At 62.5% G+C, this 20,186-nt stretch carries 17 protein-coding genes; 11 read left to right on the top strand and 6 right to left on the bottom strand.

The features are described 5' to 3' along the window. The first annotated feature begins 173 nt into the window (after positions 1 to 173). Positions 174 to 1,463, top strand: a complete 1,290-nt coding sequence (gene cytX, locus ACYAS9_RS28100; protein ID WP_463571772.1) for a putative hydroxymethylpyrimidine transporter CytX — start codon at positions 174 to 176, stop codon at positions 1,461 to 1,463. Here cytX and ACYAS9_RS28095 read toward each other — a convergent pair. Then, positions 1,432 to 2,178: an RsiV family protein gene (locus ACYAS9_RS28095; RefSeq protein WP_463571771.1), complete on the bottom strand. Its 747-nt coding sequence runs from the start codon at positions 2,176 to 2,178 to the stop codon at positions 1,432 to 1,434. The genes cytX and ACYAS9_RS28095 overlap by 32 nt on opposite strands. A gap of 209 nt (positions 2,179 to 2,387) precedes the next feature. On the opposite strand from ACYAS9_RS28095, the gene ACYAS9_RS28090 reads away from it, so the two are divergent. The 9 genes from ACYAS9_RS28090 (at position 2,388) to ACYAS9_RS28050 (ending at position 11,670) form a co-directional block, all read left to right on the top strand. After that, positions 2,388 to 3,008 (top strand): NUDIX domain-containing protein, encoded by a 621-nt coding sequence (locus ACYAS9_RS28090; RefSeq protein WP_463571770.1) that lies wholly within the window; start codon positions 2,388 to 2,390, stop codon positions 3,006 to 3,008. After that, positions 2,999 to 3,451, top strand: coding sequence for a DUF1249 domain-containing protein (locus tag ACYAS9_RS28085; protein ID WP_463571769.1), 453 nt, complete (start codon positions 2,999 to 3,001; stop codon positions 3,449 to 3,451). The genes ACYAS9_RS28090 and ACYAS9_RS28085 overlap by 10 nt, the downstream gene beginning before the upstream one ends. A 109-nt stretch (positions 3,452 to 3,560) precedes the next feature. After that, positions 3,561 to 4,370: a 3',5'-cyclic-AMP phosphodiesterase gene (cpdA, locus tag ACYAS9_RS28080; RefSeq protein WP_463571768.1), complete on the top strand. Its 810-nt coding sequence runs from the start codon at positions 3,561 to 3,563 to the stop codon at positions 4,368 to 4,370. An 80-nt stretch (positions 4,371 to 4,450) separates the two neighbouring features. Continuing rightward, positions 4,451 to 5,068 carry a YqiA/YcfP family alpha/beta fold hydrolase gene (locus ACYAS9_RS28075; protein WP_463571767.1) on the top strand — a complete coding sequence of 206 codons (618 nt, stop codon included), beginning with the start codon at positions 4,451 to 4,453 and terminating at the stop codon, positions 5,066 to 5,068. A gap of 54 nt (positions 5,069 to 5,122) precedes the next feature. Further along, positions 5,123 to 7,027 (top strand): DNA topoisomerase IV subunit B, encoded by a 1,905-nt coding sequence (gene parE, locus ACYAS9_RS28070; protein WP_463571766.1) that lies wholly within the window; start codon positions 5,123 to 5,125, stop codon positions 7,025 to 7,027. Continuing rightward, positions 7,024 to 7,995 carry an esterase-like activity of phytase family protein gene (locus ACYAS9_RS28065; protein WP_463571765.1) on the top strand — a complete coding sequence of 324 codons (972 nt, stop codon included), beginning with the start codon at positions 7,024 to 7,026 and terminating at the stop codon, positions 7,993 to 7,995. The genes parE and ACYAS9_RS28065 overlap by 4 nt, the downstream gene beginning before the upstream one ends. Then, complete coding sequence (locus tag ACYAS9_RS28060) at positions 7,992 to 8,513, top strand: retropepsin-like aspartic protease family protein (protein ID WP_463571764.1); 522 nt, start codon at positions 7,992 to 7,994, stop codon at positions 8,511 to 8,513. Before ACYAS9_RS28065 ends, ACYAS9_RS28060 begins: the two co-directional genes overlap by 4 nt. 13 nt (positions 8,514 to 8,526) lie before the next feature. After that, on the top strand, positions 8,527 to 10,782 hold the full coding sequence (gene parC, locus ACYAS9_RS28055; protein WP_463571763.1) for a DNA topoisomerase IV subunit A: 2,256 nt from the start codon (positions 8,527 to 8,529) through the stop codon (positions 10,780 to 10,782). A gap of 183 nt (positions 10,783 to 10,965) precedes the next feature. Next, positions 10,966 to 11,670 carry a PqiC family protein gene (locus ACYAS9_RS28050; RefSeq protein WP_463571762.1) on the top strand — a complete coding sequence of 235 codons (705 nt, stop codon included), beginning with the start codon at positions 10,966 to 10,968 and terminating at the stop codon, positions 11,668 to 11,670. A gap of 54 nt (positions 11,671 to 11,724) precedes the next feature. Here the strand turns inward: ACYAS9_RS28050 and ACYAS9_RS28045 are convergent, their stop codons facing one another. Further along, on the bottom strand, positions 11,725 to 13,260 hold the full coding sequence (locus ACYAS9_RS28045; RefSeq protein WP_463571761.1) for an AhpA/YtjB family protein: 1,536 nt from the start codon (positions 13,258 to 13,260) through the stop codon (positions 11,725 to 11,727). 130 nt (positions 13,261 to 13,390) lie between these two features. On the opposite strand from ACYAS9_RS28045, the gene serB reads away from it, so the two are divergent. Further along, positions 13,391 to 14,605, top strand: a complete 1,215-nt coding sequence (gene serB, locus ACYAS9_RS28040; protein WP_463571759.1) for a phosphoserine phosphatase SerB — start codon at positions 13,391 to 13,393, stop codon at positions 14,603 to 14,605. Here the strand turns inward: serB and ACYAS9_RS28035 are convergent. The 4 genes from ACYAS9_RS28035 to ACYAS9_RS28020 all read right to left on the bottom strand — a co-directional run bounded on the left by ACYAS9_RS28035 (position 14,602) and on the right by ACYAS9_RS28020 (position 20,001). Continuing rightward, positions 14,602 to 16,380, bottom strand: coding sequence for a molecular chaperone (locus ACYAS9_RS28035; RefSeq protein WP_463571757.1), 1,779 nt, complete (start codon positions 16,378 to 16,380; stop codon positions 14,602 to 14,604). The genes serB and ACYAS9_RS28035 overlap by 4 nt on opposite strands. 271 nt (positions 16,381 to 16,651) lie before the next feature. Continuing rightward, on the bottom strand, positions 16,652 to 17,521 hold the full coding sequence (gene asd / locus ACYAS9_RS28030) for an archaetidylserine decarboxylase (protein ID WP_463571950.1): 870 nt from the start codon (positions 17,519 to 17,521) through the stop codon (positions 16,652 to 16,654). Positions 17,522 to 17,570: 49 nt separating this feature from the next. Continuing rightward, complete coding sequence (locus ACYAS9_RS28025) at positions 17,571 to 18,386, bottom strand: rhodanese-like domain-containing protein (protein ID WP_463571755.1); 816 nt, start codon at positions 18,384 to 18,386, stop codon at positions 17,571 to 17,573. 85 nt (positions 18,387 to 18,471) lie between these two features. Beyond that, a complete protein-coding gene (locus tag ACYAS9_RS28020; protein ID WP_463571753.1) occupies positions 18,472 to 20,001 on the bottom strand; it encodes an HDOD domain-containing protein in 1,530 nt (509 codons plus the stop codon). Positions 20,002 to 20,186: the final 185 nt, after the last annotated feature.

The raw sequence follows: 20,186 nt of genomic DNA, 5'->3' as shown, positions 1-20,186 counted from the left end.
CCCCCGTAGGAGCGCGCTTGCCCGCGACCGAGTGCGTTAGCAGTCGTAAATTTTCAGCGTTTCGCAGAATTTACAGCCGTAAATTTTCAGCGTTTCCGAGATTTTGCGAGCGCTACGCACTCGGTCGCGGGCAAGCGCGCTCCTACTGGTCACCCTTTCATTGAGGCTCTGATGTGAATACACCCGGCACCTATTCCCCCGATCTGCCTGTCTCTGCCGAGCGGCGCGTATTCGGTGGGCGCGATCTGTTTTCTCTGTGGTTTTCCCTCGGCATCGGCCTGATGGTCCTGCAAACCGGCGCGCTGCTGGCGCCGGGGCTGGGCATGAGCGGTGCGTTGCTGGCCATTGCGCTGGGAACGCTGGTCGGTGTCTTGCTGCTGGCCAGCGCCGGGGTCATCGGCACCGACACCGGGCTTTCGTCGATGGCCTCGCTCAAGCTCAGCCTCGGCCGGCGCGGGGCGGTGTTGCCGGCGATCCTCAACCTGCTGCAACTGGTGGGCTGGGGCTCGTTCGAGATCATTGTCATGCGCGATGCCGCCAGCCTGTTGGGCGCACGCGCATTTGGCGAAGGCGGCCTGTGGACCAGCCCGCTGCTGTGGGCGCTGTTCTTCGGTGGTCTGGCCACTTTGCTGGCCGTCAGCGGGCCGCTGACCTTTGTGCGCAAGATCCTGCGCCAATGGGGCATCTGGCTGTTGCTCGGTGCCTGCCTGTGGCTGACCTGGAACCTGCTGGCCAAGGCTGATCTGGCGGCGCTTTGGGCGCGTGGCGGCGACGGTTCGATGCCGTTTGCGACCGGGCTGGACATCGCCATTGCCATGCCGCTGTCGTGGTTGCCGCTGATTGCCGATTACTCACGCTTCGGGCGCAAGGCGAAACCGGTGTTCTTCGGCACGGTGCTGGGTTATTTCATCGGCAATTGCTGGCTGATGAGCCTGGGCGTCGGCTACACCCTGGCATTCGCCGCCGATGGTGAAGCCAATGCCTTGCTGCTGGCGCTGGCCGGCGCCGGGATGGGCATTCCGCTGCTGCTGGTGCTGCTCGATGAGTCGGAAAAGGCCTTTGCCGATATTCATTCGGCGGCGGTGTCGAGCGCCATGCTTTCGGGGCTCAAGGTCGAGCACCTGGCCTTTGCGATTGGTGTGCTCTGCACGCTGATCGCCTGCTTTGCGCCGCTGGCGCAGTACGAGAGCTTTTTGCTGCTGATCGGCTCGCTGTTCGCGCCGTTGTTCGGCGTGGTGCTGGTCGACCACTTCGTGCTGCGCCGGCGCCGGTCGCCAGCGCAGGTGCCTGGCGTGCGCGGCCTGAGCCTGCTGGCCTGGCTGGGCGGGGTCAGCACCTATCACCTGCTGGCCAGTCTGTACCCGGAGGTCGGCGCTACATTGCCGGCGCTGTTCACCGCCGGCCTGTTGCAGATGGTGCTGGGGCGCGGTGTCAGCCGCGACCGGGGAACAGCTCCGGCTTGATCACGCCATTGAGCTGCGGATAAGGAATCTTCAGCTCGATATGGCCCATGGCGTAGGGCGCAATGGTGGTCACCGGGTACTTGAGGATCACCGCGCCGTAGGTCAAAGCCACGTTGGGGGTGCGCTTGAATGGCCAGGTCTTGATGAATTCAGGGTCTTCATTGACCTTGGTCGACACCATCCAGGCCTGGTGGGCGAGCTGGGCCTTGTCCCAGAACTCGGCTTCCTTGCCCGGCACGACCATGTCGGCCAGGGTCAGCACCTTCTGTTGCTGGCGCGAGTAGCTGAACACCGCGCGACCCGGATCGCCATGCGCGCCGCCGGTGTCCAGGTAGCTCGACAGCTCGATCACCACAATGCCGTCATGTTGCTCGCGTACCTTGGCTTGCAAGTAACTGCTGTTGCGGCCCTGGGCACTGCTCAAAAACTGTTGTTCATAGGCCTTGAGCGTGGCGGCAGGCGCCGTACCTGCTTCGCTGCCGGCCATTTGCAGCAGGTTTTTCTGCACGATGGCGTCAAGCCGCGGTTCGGCGGGAAAATGCACGGTATCGATATTCACCAGCGGGCAATCGTCGCTGCTGCAGCCCGGCTTGATCTGCTCCCAGGCTTCGCGCTCCACTTGCAGCGGGGCACGCATGTTGGGCTTGAACAGGCTTTGGCAGGCACCCAGCGTAACGGCCAGGCAAGCCAGTGCGGCGATCTTCGATAACGACATTGATGATCCTTGGCGGTGTCGGAAAAAACGCATGCGACGTGCGTATGCAGGCTGCTTGGACTGCAAACCCGGCTTTCGGTTCGCCGCTGGGCGGATTAGAAATGCTTTGGCGCTTGCGCGTCTACCCTGCATTTTGAAGGGGGGCTGCATCCGGTGGTCGATGCGCGTTAGGATGGCCCGAAGCCAAAGCGTCCTGCAGCGAGACCTCCATGACCCAGACCACTACCCGATCGACCCCGACGGCATTTGAAATCACCCGGCGTGAAAACTGCTTTCAGGGGTTCTACAAACTCGACAAGCTTTACCTGCGCCATGAGCTGTTCAATGGCGGCACAGGCCGTGAAATCGGCCGCGAACTGTTCGTACGCCACGACGCGGTGTGCGTCCTGCCGTACGATGCCAAACGTGACGAAGTGGTGCTGATCGAGCAGTTCCGCGTCGGCGCGCTGGAGAAAGTCGGCAACCCGTGGCTGATCGAGCTGGTCGCCGGATTGATCGACAAGGATGAGCAACCGGAAGAGGTTGCTCATCGCGAAGCAGAAGAGGAAGCTGATCTTGCATTCCAGGCCTTGTGGCCGATTACCCGGTACTTTCCTTCGCCGGGCGGCAGCGATGAATACGTTCATCTTTTCCTGGGACAATGCGACAGCCAGGGCGCCGGTGGCGTACATGGGCTGGAGTCGGAAGGGGAGGACATCCGGGTAACGGTCTGGTCGTTCGACGACGCATTGCAGGCCGTGGCCGATGGCCGGATCATGAACGCGGCAACCATCATTGCCTTGCAATGGCTGGCCTTGAACCGCGCTGAAATCAGGGGGCTATGGTCGTGAATCTCTTGCGCGAGCGCTATCGTGTCGATCTTGCCGGCCTGCAGGCAGCATGCGAGGCCAACTATGCCCGCCTGATGCGCCTGTTACCCGACATGCGCACACAAAAAAGCTCGCGTCGGGTGGCGGTCACTCAAGGCGAGCAAATGCTCGGCGTGCTGACCGTCGAAGTGCTGCTGGACTGCCCTTACACCACTACCTTGCAGGTCAGCCAGGAGCACAGCCTGCCCTGGCTGCCGGTGCCGCGCCTTGAAGTGCAGGTCTACCACGACGCACGCATGGCCGAAGTCATCGGCGCCGAACACGCCCGGCGCTTTCGCGGCATCTACCCGTACCCCAATACCCACATGCACCAGCCCGACGAAAAGGCCCAGCTCAACCTGTTTCTGGGTGAGTGGCTGAGCCATTGCCTGGCGTGCGGGCATGAGTATGAAGCGGTGCGCTAGACATAATGGCCTTTCAATCACCATCACTGTGACCGGCTGCTCATTCCCGGTTTGCCGTACCCGATATCACCCACCATAATCGCAACGTATCGTTCCAGGGAGACGGCCGTTGCCGAGTTCATCAATCAAGGACTCCTCAGTCCTGCTGGTCCAGCTTTCCGACAGCCACCTGTTTGCCGAGGCGAGCGGTACGCTGATGGGCATGAAAACCCGTGACGGCCTGGAAAAAGTGCTTGAGCTGGTGCAGGCCGAGCAGCCAGAAATCGATCTGTTGCTGATGACCGGGGATATTTCCCAGGACGGCACGGTGCAGTCGTATCAGACCTTTCGCCAGATGAGCGAACCACTGGGCGCCCCGGTGCGCTGGCTGCCGGGCAACCATGACGAATGGGCGCAGATGGCCGAGGCAGCAGAGGGCAGCGATGTGCTGGTGCCGGTGACCGACATCGGTCGCTGGCGGGTCACGATGCTCAACTCCGAGGTCGAGGGCTCGGTGTTCGGTCACTTGGAAGATGATCAACTGCAACTGCTTGAGCAATCGTTGAGCGAGGCACCTGACCGGCATCATCTGGTGTGCCTGCATCATCACCCCGTGCCGATTGGCTGCGCCTGGATGATCCCCATCGGTCTGCATAACGCCGTGGCGCTGTTCGCGGTGCTGGACCGTTATCCACAGGTGCGTGCGCTGTTGTGGGGGCATGTGCATCAGGCGTTCGATCAGGTGCGCGAGGGCGTGCGGCTACTGTCTACGCCGTCGACCTGCATCCAGTTCGCGCCGGGCAGCGAGGAGTTTGGCCTCGACACGGCCGCGCCCGGCTATCGCTGGTTGCGCCTGCACGACGACGGACGGCTTGAAACCGGAATCAGCCGTCTGGCCGGGGCGGATTTCGGGGTCGATTACACCGGCACTGGCTATTGATACAGTTGCCATGCGTTTCTACCCGCTGACTCCTGTAAACTACGCGGCTTTGTTCTGCTGCGAGTTTGCGGAGGCATGGCATGACCGGCGATAACCCCACACTGCTTTATATCCATGGCCTGAACAGTTCGGCCCTGTCGAAGAAGGCGACCCAGCTGACGGCGCTGATGCGCTCGCTGGGTCTTGAGGCGCAGGTACGCGTGCCTGAACTGCATCATCACCCCCGTGAGGCCATCGGCCAGCTGGAACAGGCCATTGCAGCCCTGGGTCGGCCACTGCTGGTCGGCAGCTCGCTCGGCGGCTACTATGCGACCCATCTTGCGCAGCGCCACGGGCTAAAAGCCGTGTTGATCAACCCGGCGGTCAATCCGCACCAGTTGTTCGACGGCTTTGTGGGCACCCAGCAAAACCTGTACACCGGCGAGCGTTGGGAGCTGACTCTGGACCATGTGCAGGCCCTGGCTGACCTGCAAGTGCCGGCCCCCAGCGACCCGCAGCAGATTCGGGTGTGGTTGCAGACCGGCGACGAAACCCTGGATTACCGCCGCGCTGCGTCGTTTTATGCACGTTGCAGCCTGGATATTCAGGACGGCGGCGACCACAGCTACCAAGGCTTTGCCGCGCGTCTGCCAGAGTTGCTGGCGATTGCCGGTTTTGCACCGCACGTGTTGCAAGCGATCGACCTTTCACACCTGTGAAAAGGACGGCATGTGAACATGCGACATTTCATGAACCATTGATGACGAGACCCCATGGCCACTCCCAGCGCTAGTTCTTATAACGCCGATGCCATCGAAGTCCTCTCGGGCCTCGACCCGGTTCGCAAGCGTCCGGGTATGTACACCGACACCTCGCGGCCCAACCACCTGGCTCAGGAAGTCATCGACAACAGTGTCGACGAAGCCCTGGCCGGTCACGCCCGCTCGGTGCAGGTGATTCTTCACGCCGACCATTCCCTGGAAGTCAGCGACGATGGTCGCGGCATGCCGGTGGACATTCACCCCGAAGAAGGTGTGTCCGGGGTCGAGCTGATCCTCACCAAGCTGCATGCCGGCGGCAAGTTCTCCAACAAGAACTACCAGTTTTCCGGCGGCCTGCACGGCGTGGGCATTTCGGTGGTCAACGCGCTGTCGACCCAGGTGCGGGTCAAGGTCAAGCGCGATGGCAACGAATACCAGATGACCTTCGCCGACGGTTTCAAGGCCTCGGATTTGCAGGTTGTCGGTACGGTGGGCAAGCGCAACACCGGCACCAGCGTGTATTTCAGCCCGGACCCGAAGTATTTCGACAGCCCCAAATTCTCCGTCAGCCGCCTCAAGCATGTTCTCAAGGCCAAGGCCGTGTTGTGCCCGGGCCTGCTGGTCAGCTTCGAAGACAAGTCCAGCGGCGAGAAGGTCGAGTGGCATTACGAAGACGGCCTGCGTTCTTACCTGCAGGATTCGGTCACCGAATTTCTGCGCCTGCCCGACGAGCCGTTCTGTGGCAGCTTCGCCGGCAATAAAGAGGCCGTCGACTGGGCCTTGCTGTGGTTGCCTGAGGGCGGCGACAGCGTGCAGGAAAGCTACGTCAACCTGATTCCCACCGCTCAGGGCGGCACCCACGTCAACGGTCTGCGCCAGGGCCTGCTTGATGCCATGCGTGAGTTCTGCGAATTCCGCAGCCTGCTGCCGCGTGGCGTCAAGCTGGCCCCGGAAGACGTCTGGGAACGCATCGCCTTTGTGCTCTCGACCAAGATGCAGGAGCCGCAATTCTCCGGCCAGACCAAAGAGCGGCTGTCGTCGCGTGAAGCGGCGGCGTTTGTCTCGGGTGTGGTCAAGGATGCCTTCAGCCTGTGGCTCAACACCCACTCCGATCTGGGCATGCAACTGGCGGAGCTGGCGATCAACAACGCCGGCCGGCGCCTGAAGGCGAGCAAGAAGGTCGAACGCAAGCGCATCACTCAAGGCCCGGCGTTGCCCGGCAAGCTGGCCGATTGTGCCGGCCAGGATCCGGCGCGCTCCGAGCTGTTTCTGGTCGAGGGTGATTCTGCCGGTGGTTCGGCCAAGCAGGCACGCGACAAGGAATTCCAGGCCATCCTGCCGTTGCGCGGCAAGATTCTGAATACCTGGGAAGTCGATGGCGGCGAAGTGCTTGCCAGCCAGGAAGTGCACAACATTGCCGTGGCCATCGGCGTCGATCCGGGTTCGACCGACATCAGCCAGTTGCGCTACGGCAAGATCTGCATTCTGGCCGACGCCGACTCCGACGGTTTGCACATCGCGACCTTGCTGTGCGCGTTGTTCGTCCAGCATTTCCGTCCGCTGGTGGATGCCGGGAATGTCTATGTGGCCATGCCGCCGTTGTACCGCATCGACCTGGGCAAAGAGATTTTCTATGCCCTGGACGAAGCCGAGCGCGATGGCATCCTCGACCGGCTGGTGGCCGAGAAGAAACGCGGCAAGCCGCAGGTCACGCGATTCAAGGGCCTGGGCGAGATGAACCCGCCACAGCTGCGCGAAACCACCATGGACCCCAACACCCGGCGTCTGGTCCAGCTCACCCTGGAGGACTTTGCCGCGACCTCGGAAATCATGGACATGCTGCTGGCCAAGAAGCGCGCCCCGGATCGCAAGGCCTGGCTTGAAGCCAAGGGCAACCTGGCCGAGGTCCTGAGTTGAGGCTAGCCTGTCTTGCCGCGTTGATCCTGCTGGCGGCACCGGCCTACGCGCTGGTGCCGCTTGAGCAACTCCAGCTGGTGTCCGAGCATCCGGTGGACGGCATGGTGGGCGGCAATCTTTCGGGGCTGGCGTTGTGCAACGGGCAGTTGTGGACGGTGTCGGACCGCGATGACCGGCTGATCTATCGCCTGGACCGTACCAAAACCGTATGGCAGGCCGAGGCCGAGCACATCGAGGTGCCCGAGCCGCCGAGCAATCTGCCGGTCAGCCTGCGTGCGCTGGCCAGCATGTCGACGGTGGTGCGCGGCGGTGGCATGGACTACGAAGGCGTGAGCTGCGATGCCGCAGGTAATCGCTATCTGGTCAGCGAAGCCCACGCCGCCGTGCTCAAGGTTCCGCCGCAAGGCGCTGCCAGCTGGCTGGCCTTGCCGCCTGCGCTGGTCGAACAGGCCCGCGCCAAGGGCATGCTGCAACGCTTCAATGCGATCTTCGAAGGCATCGCGGTCAACCCGCAGGGCGACCGCATCTGGCTGGCGGCAGAGCGTGAGCAACGCGGCTTGCTGGTGGTCAGCCGCGACGCTGACAAATGGCACTGCCAGCCGACCTGTGTGCTGTATGCCGAGGTCGATCGTGTGCAGCCAGATACGCGTCATCGTGACAGGTCGAGCGATTTTGCCGACCTGTCGTTGTACAACGGCAAGCTGTACACGCTTGAGCGCTCGGTGTACCGGATATGCCGGCGTGACCTGGAAGACGGGCAGATCGAACGCTGCTGGGCATTCAGCCGCGAAGCACGCCAGCCGCAGCGCCGCTACGATCAGCCGTATGGCTTGACCGAGGCGCTGGTGGTCGACGAAACCGGTGCCTGGATCGGCACGGACAACAACTTCGGTGCACGCGCCGATGGTGAAAAACGACCCGTCGTGTGGCGCTTCGCAGCGCCGGCACGCGGCTGGAGTGCGCCATGAGTCAAGCGGTTCCCGGCCGGCGCGCCGGCAAGATCCTGATGATTGTGGCCTGGGCGGCAGGGCTGTTTCTGGCCACGCGCTTTTTCGGCGAGTGGGAAGACAAGCAGCACAACCCCAATGGCAGCCTGGTGTCCGAACACGCCAATGGCGTTATCGAAGTGCGTCTGGCAGGTAATCGCCAGGGGCATTTTGTCGGTACCGCGAAAATCAACGGCCGGGACGTGCAGTTCATGATCGACACCGGCGCCACCGATGTCGCGATTCCCGGCGAGCTGGCTGACGAACTGGGCCTTGAGCGCGGCGTGCCGGTCACCGTCAGCACCGCCAATGGCCGCGTACAGGGTTTTCGCACCCGGCTGGACCGCGTGCAACTGGGCGATATCGTCCTGCGCGACGTCCGTGCCCTGGTCACCCCCAGCCTGGATGGCAACGAGATCCTGCTGGGCATGAGCGCCATGAAACAACTCGAATTCACCCAGCGTGGCGGCACCTTGCTGCTGCGCCAGACGACCCAATAATGACGAGGCCCGCATGAGCGACTCCCTTGACCTCAGCCTGGATGGCGTAGAACGCCGTTCCCTGGCGGACTTCACCGAACAGGCCTACCTCAACTATTCCATGTACGTGATCATGGACCGCGCACTGCCGCACATCGGCGACGGCCTCAAGCCGGTGCAGCGCCGTATCGTGTACGCCATGAGCGAGCTGGGCCTGGGCGCCGATGCCAAGCACAAGAAGTCGGCGCGTACCGTCGGTGATGTGCTCGGCAAGTTCCACCCGCACGGCGACTCGGCCTGCTATGAAGCCATGGTGCTGATGGCCCAGCCGTTCAGCTACCGCTACACCCTGGTCGACGGCCAGGGCAACTGGGGTGCGCCGGACGATCCGAAGTCGTTCGCGGCCATGCGTTATACCGAAGCGCGCCTGTCACGTTATTCCGAAGTGCTGCTCAGCGAACTGGGTCAGGGCACGGCGGACTGGGTGCCGAACTTCGACGGCACCCTCGATGAGCCTGCGGTACTGCCGGCCCGCTTGCCCAACATCCTGCTCAACGGCACCACGGGTATCGCCGTGGGCATGGCCACCGATGTGCCGCCGCACAACCTGCGCGAAGTGGCCAATGCCTGCGTGCATTTGCTTGACGAGCCCAAGGCCACCGTCGAAGAACTGTGCAGCTTCATTCAAGGGCCGGATTATCCGACCGAAGCGGAAATCATCACGCCTCGTGCCGACCTGCTGAAGATTTACGAAACCGGCAAGGGCTCGGTGCGCATGCGCGCCGTGTACCGGGTCGAAGACGGCGACATTGTGGTCACCGCGCTGCCGCACCAGGTATCCGGCGCCAAGGTGCTGGAGCAGATCGCCGCGCAGATGCAGGCCAAGAAGCTGCCGATGGTTGCCGACCTGCGCGACGAGTCTGACCATGAAAACCCGTGCCGCATTGTCATCATCCCGCGTTCCAACCGCATCGATGCCGCCGAACTCATGCAGCACCTGTTCGCCACCACCGATCTTGAATCGAGCTACCGGGTCAACATCAACATCATTGGCCTGGACGGCAAGCCGCAGCTCAAGAACCTGCGGGTGTTGCTCAGCGAGTGGCTGACGTTCCGCATCGGCACCGTGCGCCGCCGCTTGCAGTTCCGCCTGGACAAGGTCGAGCATCGCCTGCACCTGTTGGACGGTTTGCTGACCGCTTACCTGAACCTGGATGAAGTGATCCACATCATCCGCACCTCCGAGCAGCCGAAGGCCGAGCTGATCGCGCGTTTCGAGCTGTCGGAAATTCAGGCCGACTATATTCTCGACACCCGCCTGCGGCAGTTGGCGCGTCTGGAAGAAATGAAGCTGCGCAGCGAGCAGGATGCCTTGCGCAAGGAACAAGCCAAGCTCAAGGCCCTGCTGGGCAGCGACACCAAGCTGCGCAAGCTGGTGCGTACCGAGCTGATTGCCGATGCCGAAACCTATGGCGACGATCGCCGCTCGCCGATCGTCGAGCGTGCCGAAGCCCGCGCGCTGTCGGAAAACGAGCTGATGCCGACCGAGCCGGTCACGGTCGTGATGTCCGAGAAGGGCTGGGTGCGCTGCGCCAAGGGCCACGACATCGATGCCACCGGGCTGTCGTACAAGGCCGGTGACGGCTTCAAGACCTCGGCCATCGGTCGCTCGAATCAGTTTGCAGTGTTCATCGACTCCACCGGGCGCAGTTATTCGGTGGCGGCGCACACCTTGCCTTCGGCCAGGGGCCAGGGCGAGCCGTTGACCGGCAAGCTGCAACCACCGCCGGGCGCCACCTTTGAATGCGTGTTGCTGCCTGAAGACGATGCGCTGTACGTGATTGCCTCGGATGCCGGCTATGGGTTCGTGGTCAAGGGCGATGACCTGCAAGCCAAGAACAAGGCCGGCAAGGCCTTGCTGACCTTGCCGGGCGGCTCGAAAGTCATTCCACCGCGACCGGTCGGCGACCGCGAAAGCAACTGGCTGGCGGCGGTGACCACCGAGGGCCGGCTGCTGGTGTTCCGCGTCAGCGATTTGCCGCAACTGGGCAAGGGCAAGGGCAACAAGATCATTGGCGTGCCGGGCGAGCGGGTGGCCAGCCGCGAAGAGTACGTCAGCGATCTGGCGGTTATCCCGAACGGCGCGACCCTGGTGTTGCAGGCCGGCAAGCGCACGCTGTCGCTGAAGGCCGAAGATCTCGAGCACTACAAGGGCGAGCGTGGCCGGCGTGGCAACAAGCTGCCACGGGGCTTTCAGCGCGTGGACGCGCTGTTGGTGGAAAACGGCTGAAAAACGCCGTTTGCTGTCAGCGATCTTCGTTTTGCGCCGAAGATCGCCGCAGAATCGCTGGAGTCATAGCCGATATTCACGGATGATATGGAGTCTTTAAATGCAGGCGTGGCTCTGTGCCTGCATGACTCTGATGAGTTTTCAATTTGTAACCTGCCCGCATGCAGGTTCCTGGACGGGACGATGAATTTCCTACGCCTTCCCCTTATTCTGCTGATGACCGGTGTACTCGGCCTGGCCGGTTGCAGTGTGCATCAGCCTGCCGCGCTGTATCAGCTCGACAGCGGTGCGCCGGGCCAGCCCAAGCAAAGCGCCGGTCTTGCAGTGTTGCTGGGCCCGGTTTCGATTGCCGACTACCTGCAACGTGAAACCCTGCTGCAACGCCAGCCCGACGGTACCCTGACCGCTGCCGCCGATGGCCGCTGGGCCGGTAACCTGTCATCCGACATCGATCAGTTGCTGTTGCGCCAGATCGCCTGGAAGCTCGACAGCCAGCGCGTGGTACTGGCGCCTGCGCCGGGTGCCAGCTTCTCGCCTGATGTACAGATTCTCTTGTCCATCACCCGTCTCGACTCGGGGACCAAACAGCCTGCCATCCTCGACGCTCAATGGCGCCTGCTGGACCGCAAGGGCAATGTCCGCGACAGCCGTCTGGTGCATCTGGAAGAGGTACACAGCGGCACGACTGCCGCACAGGTCAAGGCGCAGGGCCTGCTTTTGCAGCGCCTGGCCGATCAGGTCAGCACCGCGATCAAGCCGATCGCCTGGCAGCCGGTCGAAGAGCCGAAAAAGGCAGCACCTGTCGTGCGCGCCAAGCCGCAGGCCGACAAGCCAAAAATCCCCATGGCTGCGCCTATCCGTACCGATCTGGAAGTGTTCCGCTTCTGATTGCGTTGCTGCGTGCATAACCCGAGAGGGTTATGCACGGCTTTCGAATCGCCCTTACAAGTCGTGCATGCGTGCCAGCTGGCGCTCGAGCATCGACGGGTAGGGCTCCATCAGACGTTCCACACAGCAAGCGCCTTCCGGGCTGGCGATGGGGCGGATGCGTGCGCGCTGGCGAATCAGCTCGTCGTCGTTGACCGAGCGCTCGACCAGCAGCAGGTTGCGGCTGTGTTGCGACAGGGCCAAGGCGTCCTGGGCCTTTTCGGTCAGCAGCAGGTCGATCTGACTCAGGCCTTTCAAGCCTTCGCCCAGCGTCAGACCCAATTGCAGTTGCAAGGTGATGCCGCTGTCGGCGACTTCGACCTGCAAGGCATGGCTCAGGGCACGCAGCAATTCGCCACAGCAAATGGCATTGGTGAGGTAATCCTCGCCGCTGACCTGGCTATGGAACAGCAGCAGCGTGCTGCCGTCGTTGAGGGTGTGAATTTCTCCGTCGTACAGCGAGGCGGCCTGTTCCAGGCAATCGCGATAACGCTGCAGCAGGTCGGTCAGGCGCGCGCGCGGCAGGCGTCGCAGTTGGTCCTGGGCACCGAGTTGCGCTGCCAGAATCGCACTGTGCTGCGGTTCGTTATAAGCCGGTGCGACATAGGCCGGCGCCGCCGCAACCGGCAGCGTGGCCGGGCGTGCGGCTGGCGCTGCGTGCTCGCGCAGGTCGGCGAATGCATCGTCATCGTCCAGGTCTTCTTCGGCAACGATCCGGCGCGGCACCGGCGCAGGCGGCAAGCGCGGTTTGGCCGGTTGCTCGATGATTTCGTCGTCGCGGGCCGAGAACGATGAATCGTCGAGATCGTCGTCGACAAGTTCAGGGTCGTACTCGGGCTCCGGTGGCTGTTCAGGCTCGGGCGGCGCGAACGAGGCGCGCAGCTGACGGGCCAGATCGCCGACTTCATCCTGGCGCTCGGTGCCCGGCGTATAAGGGTCGATATTGCGCAGCCACAGGCGCAATTGCATCAGCGGCGTGGAGATGTGCCGGCCCAGGCGCAGGCTCAGTGCCAGCGCCAGCGCCAGCAGAATCCCGGCCAGAATGCCCATGCTTTGCAGGCTGATGGTCAACGGCTGCTGAAACTGCGACATGTCCAGGCTGATGCGCAGATGACCCGCCATCACATCCTGGAAGGTGATCTTGATTTCATACAGGCCTTCGGTTTCGCCCAGCAGGCCGCTTCTGGGGCGCTGCCCGGCTTCGGCGAGGATGCGGTTGTCGACGCTGTAGATCGCCGCATGTGCCACCAGCGGGTTCTTCACCAGATTGCCCAGCAGCACATTGAGACTGAGGATGTCGTTGGACACCAGCAGCTCGGTGGCCGAGGTCGCGGTCTGGGTGGTCAGCGCCTGACCCAGCGCATCGGCCTGCTCATGCATGGCCTGCTTGAACTGCAAGCCCATGACGCCGGCATAGATCACCAGCGCCAGGGCCACCAGAATCACGTTATGGCTGGCGATACGCAGGGCAATCGGTACGCGGCGATGACGCAGGGCACGAAAGATCAGCAGGAAGAAGTTATCGGATTTGACGGGCGTGGGCCGGTTCACAGAGCACGGCTCTTTCGAAGAAGTTGCCGCGCAGTATAGCGACCGGCCTTGAGACGGCAAAGCGCTGGCTGTGCCCGATAGGCCTTGAAAGCAGGTAGAATGCGGTTTTTTTCCATAGCGGGGGTGCGCCTTGCGCGAAATCGTCCTGATTAACATCACTGGTGAGGATCGTCCCGGTCTCACCGCAGCCATTACCGGCGCTCTCGCCCAGGGTGGCGTGAACATTCTCGATATTGGTCAGGCAGTGATCCACGACACGCTGTCGTTTGGCATCCTGGTTGAGATTCCGGATACCGTACAGGGTTCCTCGGTGCTCAAAGAGGTTTTGTTCACCGCCTACAAACTCGACCAGCAAGTGCGTTTTACCCCGGTGTCCGAAGACGATTACCAGCACTGGGTCGACGGCCAGGGCAAGGCCCGGCACATCGTGACGCTGTTGACCCGCAAGGTCACCGCCGAGCAACTGCAATGCGTCAGTTCGATCATTGCCCGCTATGGCCTGAACATCGATCAGATCGATCGCCTGTCCGGGCGCACGCCGCTCGACACGCCGGCCGACAAGAGCAAGGGCTGCATCGAGTTCTCGGTGCGCGGCGAAGCCGGTGACCTCAAGGCCATGCAGGCCGAGTTCCTCAGCGTGGCTCAAGAACTGAACGTCGACATCGCCTTCCAGCAGGACTCGCTGTTCCGCCGCAACCGTCGTCTGGCGGTGTTCGACATGGACTCGACGCTGATCGAGGCCGAGGTCATCGACGAACTGGCCAAGGCCGCAGGCGTCGGTGAACAGGTCTCGGCCATCACTGAGCGGGCCATGGCCGGCGAGCTGGATTTCCGGGCCAGTTTCAAGGAGCGCCTGGCGCTGCTCAAGGGCCTGGACATCAGCGTGCTGGATGAAATCGGCGCGTCGCTGCGCCTGACCGAAGGGGCTGAAACCCTGTTCGCCGAACTCAAGCGCCTGGGTTACAAGACCGCGATTCTGTCCGGCGGCTTCACTTACTTCGCCAGGCAGCTGCAGGAAAAACTCGGCATCGACTATGTGTTCGCCAACGAGCTGGAAGTGGTCGACGGCCGCGTAACCGGCGTTGCCGTCGAGCCGATCGTCGATGCCCAGCGCAAGGCCGATTTGCTGCGCGAGCTGGCGCACAAGGAAGGCCTGAGCCTGGAGCAGACCATCGCCGTGGGCGACGGCGCCAACGATCTGCCGATGCTGGCGATTGCCGGTTTAGGTGTGGCATTCCGTGCCAAGCCACTGGTCAAGCAATCGGCCAAACAGGCGATTTCAACCCTGGGGCTGGACGGCATCCTCTACCTGCTGGGCTTTCGCGACCGCGAGGGCCGTCATTAAAGCGTGCCCCACAACGATTCGAATTCTTCGCCGGCCCGGGCCTTGTCCTGGCCGGCGGCTTTCGGCGCTTCGAACACCTGATATTCGTACTGGTTGTAACTGGCGCTGGCGATGTGGCGGCCTTTCAGGGCAGCGCGTTTTTCGTCGCCATTGACGTTCATCATCACCTTGCTGCCCTCCTTGAAGGGCAGTCGCGGCGCCAGCACGGTGGGCGGTTTCTCCATCGGGCGTATCTCGGGCAGCATCAGGCTGCGCAGGTACTGGCTGTTCTGCACCTCACCAATCAACTGCATGCCGCAGGGCTGGGCGAACGGCGCGATCAGTTCGATGCCCATTTGCGTGCCGCCGCTGCGCACCTGGCGAATCCAGCGCACGATGGCAACGCTCCAGCCTTGTCCGCTTTCATCCTGCAAACCGATCACCTCGCCAGCCTGCAATTGGCTGGGGACCTCTTTTTGCCAGGCCAGGCAATAGCCGCCGGGGCTGTGGTTGACGATATTCAATTCATAGGTCGGGAAGTCTTGCTGGGCATTGCTGGCGTCGGCATCGACCTCGGCGTTCGGGTATTCGATCTGCTCGAAGGGCAGCAAGGACGATGACGTGTTGCCGCGCTGGGTATCGAACGCCTGCGACCACGGGTCGTCGTTGTCGTTGGCGACCTTGAGGCTGAAGTCTGCTGCCTTGATCACCGCCGGCAATTGCAGTTGCTCGCTGAACGATTTGCGCCCGCCCAGATAGTAGTGCAGGGCGCTCATGCCCAGGCACAGCTTGAGAGTGCCTTGGCCCGGGGTGCGTTGAAAGGTCCGTTCGGCCACATCGCCCCAGGCGACCGCCAGGTGCTGCAACAGGTCGGTGCTGACGCCGGGCGGCACCGTCAGCCGGGCTTGTGCGCGTTGTTCGATCGGCAGTTCCAGGTATTGATGGATCGCACTGGCCAGCTCCAGCGGGTTGATGCCGAGCAGGCGCGGCAGCAGCTCTTCGCCAAACAGCGTGCGGTAGCGTGCCGGCTTGTCGGCGCCAGGGTCCAGGGCAAACAGGCTGCCTTCTTCATGGCTGTCCTGCAGGCGTACCAGGCTGCTCCAGGCTTCCAGCGCCTCGGCCAGCTTGCCGATATTGAGCTGGCGCATCTGGTTGCAGCGCGCATTGCCCATCATCAGGGCGATGATGTAGGTCTGCTCGACACTCAGGCTGCGCATGTGCAGCGCCTGAGGATCAGGCACTTGCGTGGTGTGCAGCCGGTACTGGCGAGCGATCTGATAAATCTGGTGCAGTTCAAGCCACAGGCCGTCCTGCACCGGGCAGTACAGCTGGCTGGCGCGCACCAGCGGCCCGTTGAGGCAGTGCAAGGCACGTTGCAGCGCAGTGGTCAGCAGGCTGGCGCGTTCGCGGGTGTATTTTGGCACCACGCGATGGATGATCAGTTTGTAACCGGTGGCCAGATGGTTTTGCAGGGCCTGGCACAGGTTGGCAACCTTGCGCGGGCGCTCATCCAGAACGATGGACTGATTGAGAAAGTGGCGTTCCAGGTGCTTGCAGACGAAATACACTTCCGGGCGCAGCAACTCCAGCAGTTGCAGGCGGTTTTCGCTGGGGGTGAGTAACAGATTGAGCTCTGTAAGACCTTGATACAATTGCCGGGCCATTTCGCCCAGATTCGCTTTGGGCAGGGTCGAGATCCAGCGTTTCAAATCGCGCGGGTTGGCTTCACAGAAGGTCAGGCTCGACTGTGTCGGTGCTGGAACACGCAACAACAAAGGAAAGCTCAAGTTACTCATGCGACAGTCAAACTCCTTTGTGTTACTGACCCGAACGGTGGCATTCAGCTGTTTATCCGCGTTGCCGCCTTGAGTCAGGCAGCGTGCGAATACCCATTAAATACAGAGTGTCCTACAACACCGAGGGGTCGACTGTAACAGCATCGACCTGACATCGCAGCTAAATCTGGCTTATGGCCATAACCATAACGGGTAACAAACCGGACACTTGATCCGGGTCAGGTGACCGGCCAGAAAAGGTTCCAGGAACCGTCCTGACCGGCCCGGTAAATCAAACTGCCGTTGTATGGGCCAGTGCCTGACCCATGCTGACCGCTGATCCGGCCGCCAGGTTTTCAGCCCATTTCACCTGCTCGGGGCCGAACAGCACGATGACGGTGGAGCCCAGTTTGAAGCGGCCCATCTCGGCGCCTTTTTCCAGATGGATCGGCGCGCGGGCGGCTTCGTCGTAGCGCACGGTTTTCAGCGTGCGCTTGGGTGGCGTGACCAAGCCGGCCCAGACGGTTTCGACCGAGGCGACGATCATTGCGCCCACCAGCACCATGGCCATCGGGCCGCGTTCGGTATCGAAAATGCAGACCACGCGCTCGTTGCGGGCAAACAGCTCCGGCACGTTTTCGGCCGTGGTCTGGTTGACCGAGAAGATGCGGCCGGGCACATAGACCATTTCACGCAGGGTGCCGGCCAGTGGCATGTGCACGCGGTGGTAGTCCTTGGGCGACAGGTACACGGTGGCAAACTCGCCGCCCATGAACGGTGCCGACAGGGCCGGATCGCCGCCCAACAGTTCCAGCACGCTGAAGCTGTGACCTTTGGCCTGGAAAATACGGCCTTGTTCGATCGGGCCCAGCTGGCTGATGGCGCCGTCGGCAGGGCTCAGAATCGCGCCGGGTGTGGTGTCCAGCGGGCGGGCGCCAGGCTTCAGGGCGCGGGTGAAGAAGGCATTGAAGTGTTCATAGCCGTGTACGTCTTCGACCTGGGCCTGGGACATGTCGACCTGATAGCGACGGGCGAACCAGGCGGTGAAGGCGTTCTTGAACCAGGTAACGCGGCACTCGGCGATGCAGCCGGCCAGGCGCGACAGCAAATGATGCGGCAGCAGGTACTGACTCAGGATAAACAGACGCTCTTTCATGAATATTCCTAACACTTGATGGAGGCCTGCACGCACCGGACGGCAGGCTGCAGGTTTATTGTTCGACAGGGGTGTCGGGGTGATTGCCCCATTCGCTCCACGAGCCGGCATAAGCCTTGACCCGCGGGTAGCCCAGCGCCTTGGCGGCCAGATAGGTAAAGCCGGAGCGGCGATGGCTCTGGCAGTGGGTGATCACTTCCTTGTCCGGGGTAATCCCCAGGTCTTCCAGCACCTGGCGCAGGTCATGGCGAATGCGCAACTGGCGCGCCTTGTCCATGCCGGCGGTCCATTCGAAATTGACCGCGCCGGGCACATGCCCGCCTTTGGCCGACAGCACCTTTGCCCCGGAAAACTCTTCCGGCGCGCGGGCGTCCCAGATCGCCAGGTCGTCGGCGCCCAGGCGGCTTTGCAGGTATTCGCGGGTGGCGGTGGGTTGCTCGTGCAGTTCCAGGCTCACAGGCGTGATGCCTGGCGCCGGAGTGTCGGTGGACAAGGCCAGGCCGTCTTCGGCCCATGCCAGAACACCGCCGTTGAGGTAGTGGTAGCGGCTGTGGCCGATAACGTCGAGCAGCCAGATAAAGCGCCCGGACCAGCCGCCGCCTTCGTCGTCGTAGACCACGTAGACCGCATCGCTGCGATGGCCCAGTTCGCCGAACAGGCGCTCCAGGTCGGTCTGGCTCGGGGCAAGTCCAGGGGCCGGTGGCTGACCCAGCTGGGTGCGCTTGGGCTCGATGAAGCGCGCACCGGGAATATGTCCTGCGTCATAGCGGGCCTGATTGGTCAGGTCCACGAGAATCAGTTCCGGCGCCGTCAGGCGTGCCTGCAGGTCGCTGGGTTCGATGACCAGCGGCAAGTCGTTGAACACGGACATTTCCAGCCTCCCTTGATGAGCAAAGGCGCAAATTGTAGCCCAGGCGAGCGCTGAAAAGTGTCGTTGCGTCGATAACCCTGCCGCGTCAGGACTTGACCTGGACGAAATTGACCAATGCCCGCTCGATGCACTGCGAGGTTTTGGCAAACGCCTGCACGGTGATCTCCGACAGCGGACTGCCGCCCTGATCGGCGACGGCCAGCATCAGCACCTTGCCATTGCAGCTGAGCGAGCGGATCAACAGGTGCTGGCCCTTGAACAGAACCTTGAACACCGGCGGCAACAGCGCGGCGAACTGCGCATGGTTCGCGGGGGTCAGGCGCAATTGCGTCGGTTGTCCAAGCAGGCGCGCCAGCACCTTGCTGTCCTTGAGCGGGAACTGCAAGGAAGCGTTGTCGGTGCTCATGCCGGCCAGTTGGTGTACACGCAACAGGCTGGCGGTCTTGTCGGGCATCAGCAGCATGACCCGCTGCATGCCACAGGCCACCAGTGCATCGCGGGCCAGCGTGGTCAGGTGCATGGCGTTATTGAACGGGCTGGGCTCGACCAGAAGCTCTGCGCACAGCGTGCGCCAGCGTTGCAAGGCATCGGCGGAGGGCGGCGGTGCCGGTTCGTGATTATTGGTGATGCGCCTGAAATCCCAGGGCCACAGCAGGGATTCGGCCGGGTGCCACAAATCCTTGCTCGCATGCTGGCGCGCGCTGCTGCTGGCGTTCTGGTGAACCTGTTGCTGGACATCCTCCAGTGGTTGCTGCAAATACAGGCTGCTGAGCAGTTCCCAGCGCAGGCAGTGCGGGCTGTTCCAGGCCTGCTGCGCGGCCAGTGCCAGGCCGTTGCCCATCAACACCGTATTGGCCGGCTGGTTGAACCAGCGTTGCAGGGCCGGGTCGGCGTCCATGTTGCGCTGTTGCTGCAGCGGGTCGTGGTTCTCGCGGGCGATGCGCAGGGCCTTGACCCACTCGCGGCGTTCCTTGATCAGGACGGTGTAGCCGCGGGTCACCCACAGCGGCAGGCGCCAGGTTTCGGCCAGGGCCAGGCACAGGTCCAGCAGATTGATACCGAACAGTTCCTGTTCGACGTTGCGGCTTGATTCGCCCTTGTGGATAACCCGCAGCTCCCATTCTTCGAGCAGCTTGGGATGTGCCAGCGCCATCGGCCACAGCGGTGCGAGAAACAACAGGCTGCCCAGATGGATGTCTTGCCACAGGCGCGCCAGGCGGCTGGCGAACAGGCCGCTGGCCTGCTGGGTCGCGTGCTGGCTGATGAGGATCAGTTGCCGATAAGCCTTGGGAATTTCATCGGCCGGCTTGGCCGGCAAGCGATTGAGCAGCACCTCGGTGCGCGCCAGTCCCAGACGATTGAGCGCCACTTCCAGGCTCTCGGCCTGCTCGGTCAGGCCATGGGCATGTTGATTGGCTTCGCGCAGGACGCTGAGCACCAGTGCCGGGCTTTCCTGCATCATGTCGGCAATCTCGCGCAGCGAACGACGGCTGTCGTTCAGTGCCGAACGCACATGCGCATGGTTGTGCTGCGGGATCGGCAGCGCAAGGCCATCCAGTTGCTTGACCCAGGCATCGAGCGTTCGTGGGCGAGGGAAGTGTGGCGTTGTCGGCATACGGGTTGGCCTGTGCGGCTAAGAGTCTGTCAGTGATGGGTTACGCTTATTCAGACCTTGCAATGTCATGTATTGTTACACCCTGCGTCGATGGCGAAACAGGTTTTTCACGCGAGCAGGCTACAGTCTGGCTCAGTGACGCCGATAAGTAGAACAACAGTTTCACCGTTGCACCGCACATATCC

It is taken from the genome of Pseudomonas sp. HP_08 (assembly GCF_055284095.1).
The sequence above is the reverse complement of the archived record's forward strand: the minus strand, read 5'-3'. Positions and strand labels throughout refer to the sequence as shown.

Coding starts and splice junctions, on each gene's coding strand:
- parC (WP_463571763.1), top strand. CDS start 8,527: ATGAGCGACTCCCTTGACCTCAGCCTGGATGGCGTAGAACGCCGTTCC.
- parE (WP_463571766.1), top strand. CDS start 5,123: ATGGCCACTCCCAGCGCTAGTTCTTATAACGCCGATGCCATCGAAGTC.
- ACYAS9_RS28020 (WP_463571753.1), bottom strand. CDS start 20,001: ATGCCGACAACGCCACACTTCCCTCGCCCACGAACGCTCGATGCCTGG.
- ACYAS9_RS28095 (WP_463571771.1), bottom strand. CDS start 2,178: ATGTCGTTATCGAAGATCGCCGCACTGGCTTGCCTGGCCGTTACGCTG.
- ACYAS9_RS28090 (WP_463571770.1), top strand. CDS start 2,388: ATGACCCAGACCACTACCCGATCGACCCCGACGGCATTTGAAATCACC.
- ACYAS9_RS28025 (WP_463571755.1), bottom strand. CDS start 18,386: ATGTCCGTGTTCAACGACTTGCCGCTGGTCATCGAACCCAGCGACCTG.
- ACYAS9_RS28035 (WP_463571757.1), bottom strand. CDS start 16,380: ATGAGTAACTTGAGCTTTCCTTTGTTGTTGCGTGTTCCAGCACCGACA.
- ACYAS9_RS28085 (WP_463571769.1), top strand. CDS start 2,999: ATGGTCGTGAATCTCTTGCGCGAGCGCTATCGTGTCGATCTTGCCGGC.
- ACYAS9_RS28060 (WP_463571764.1), top strand. CDS start 7,992: ATGAGTCAAGCGGTTCCCGGCCGGCGCGCCGGCAAGATCCTGATGATT.
- ACYAS9_RS28050 (WP_463571762.1), top strand. CDS start 10,966: ATGAATTTCCTACGCCTTCCCCTTATTCTGCTGATGACCGGTGTACTC.
- ACYAS9_RS28075 (WP_463571767.1), top strand. CDS start 4,451: ATGACCGGCGATAACCCCACACTGCTTTATATCCATGGCCTGAACAGT.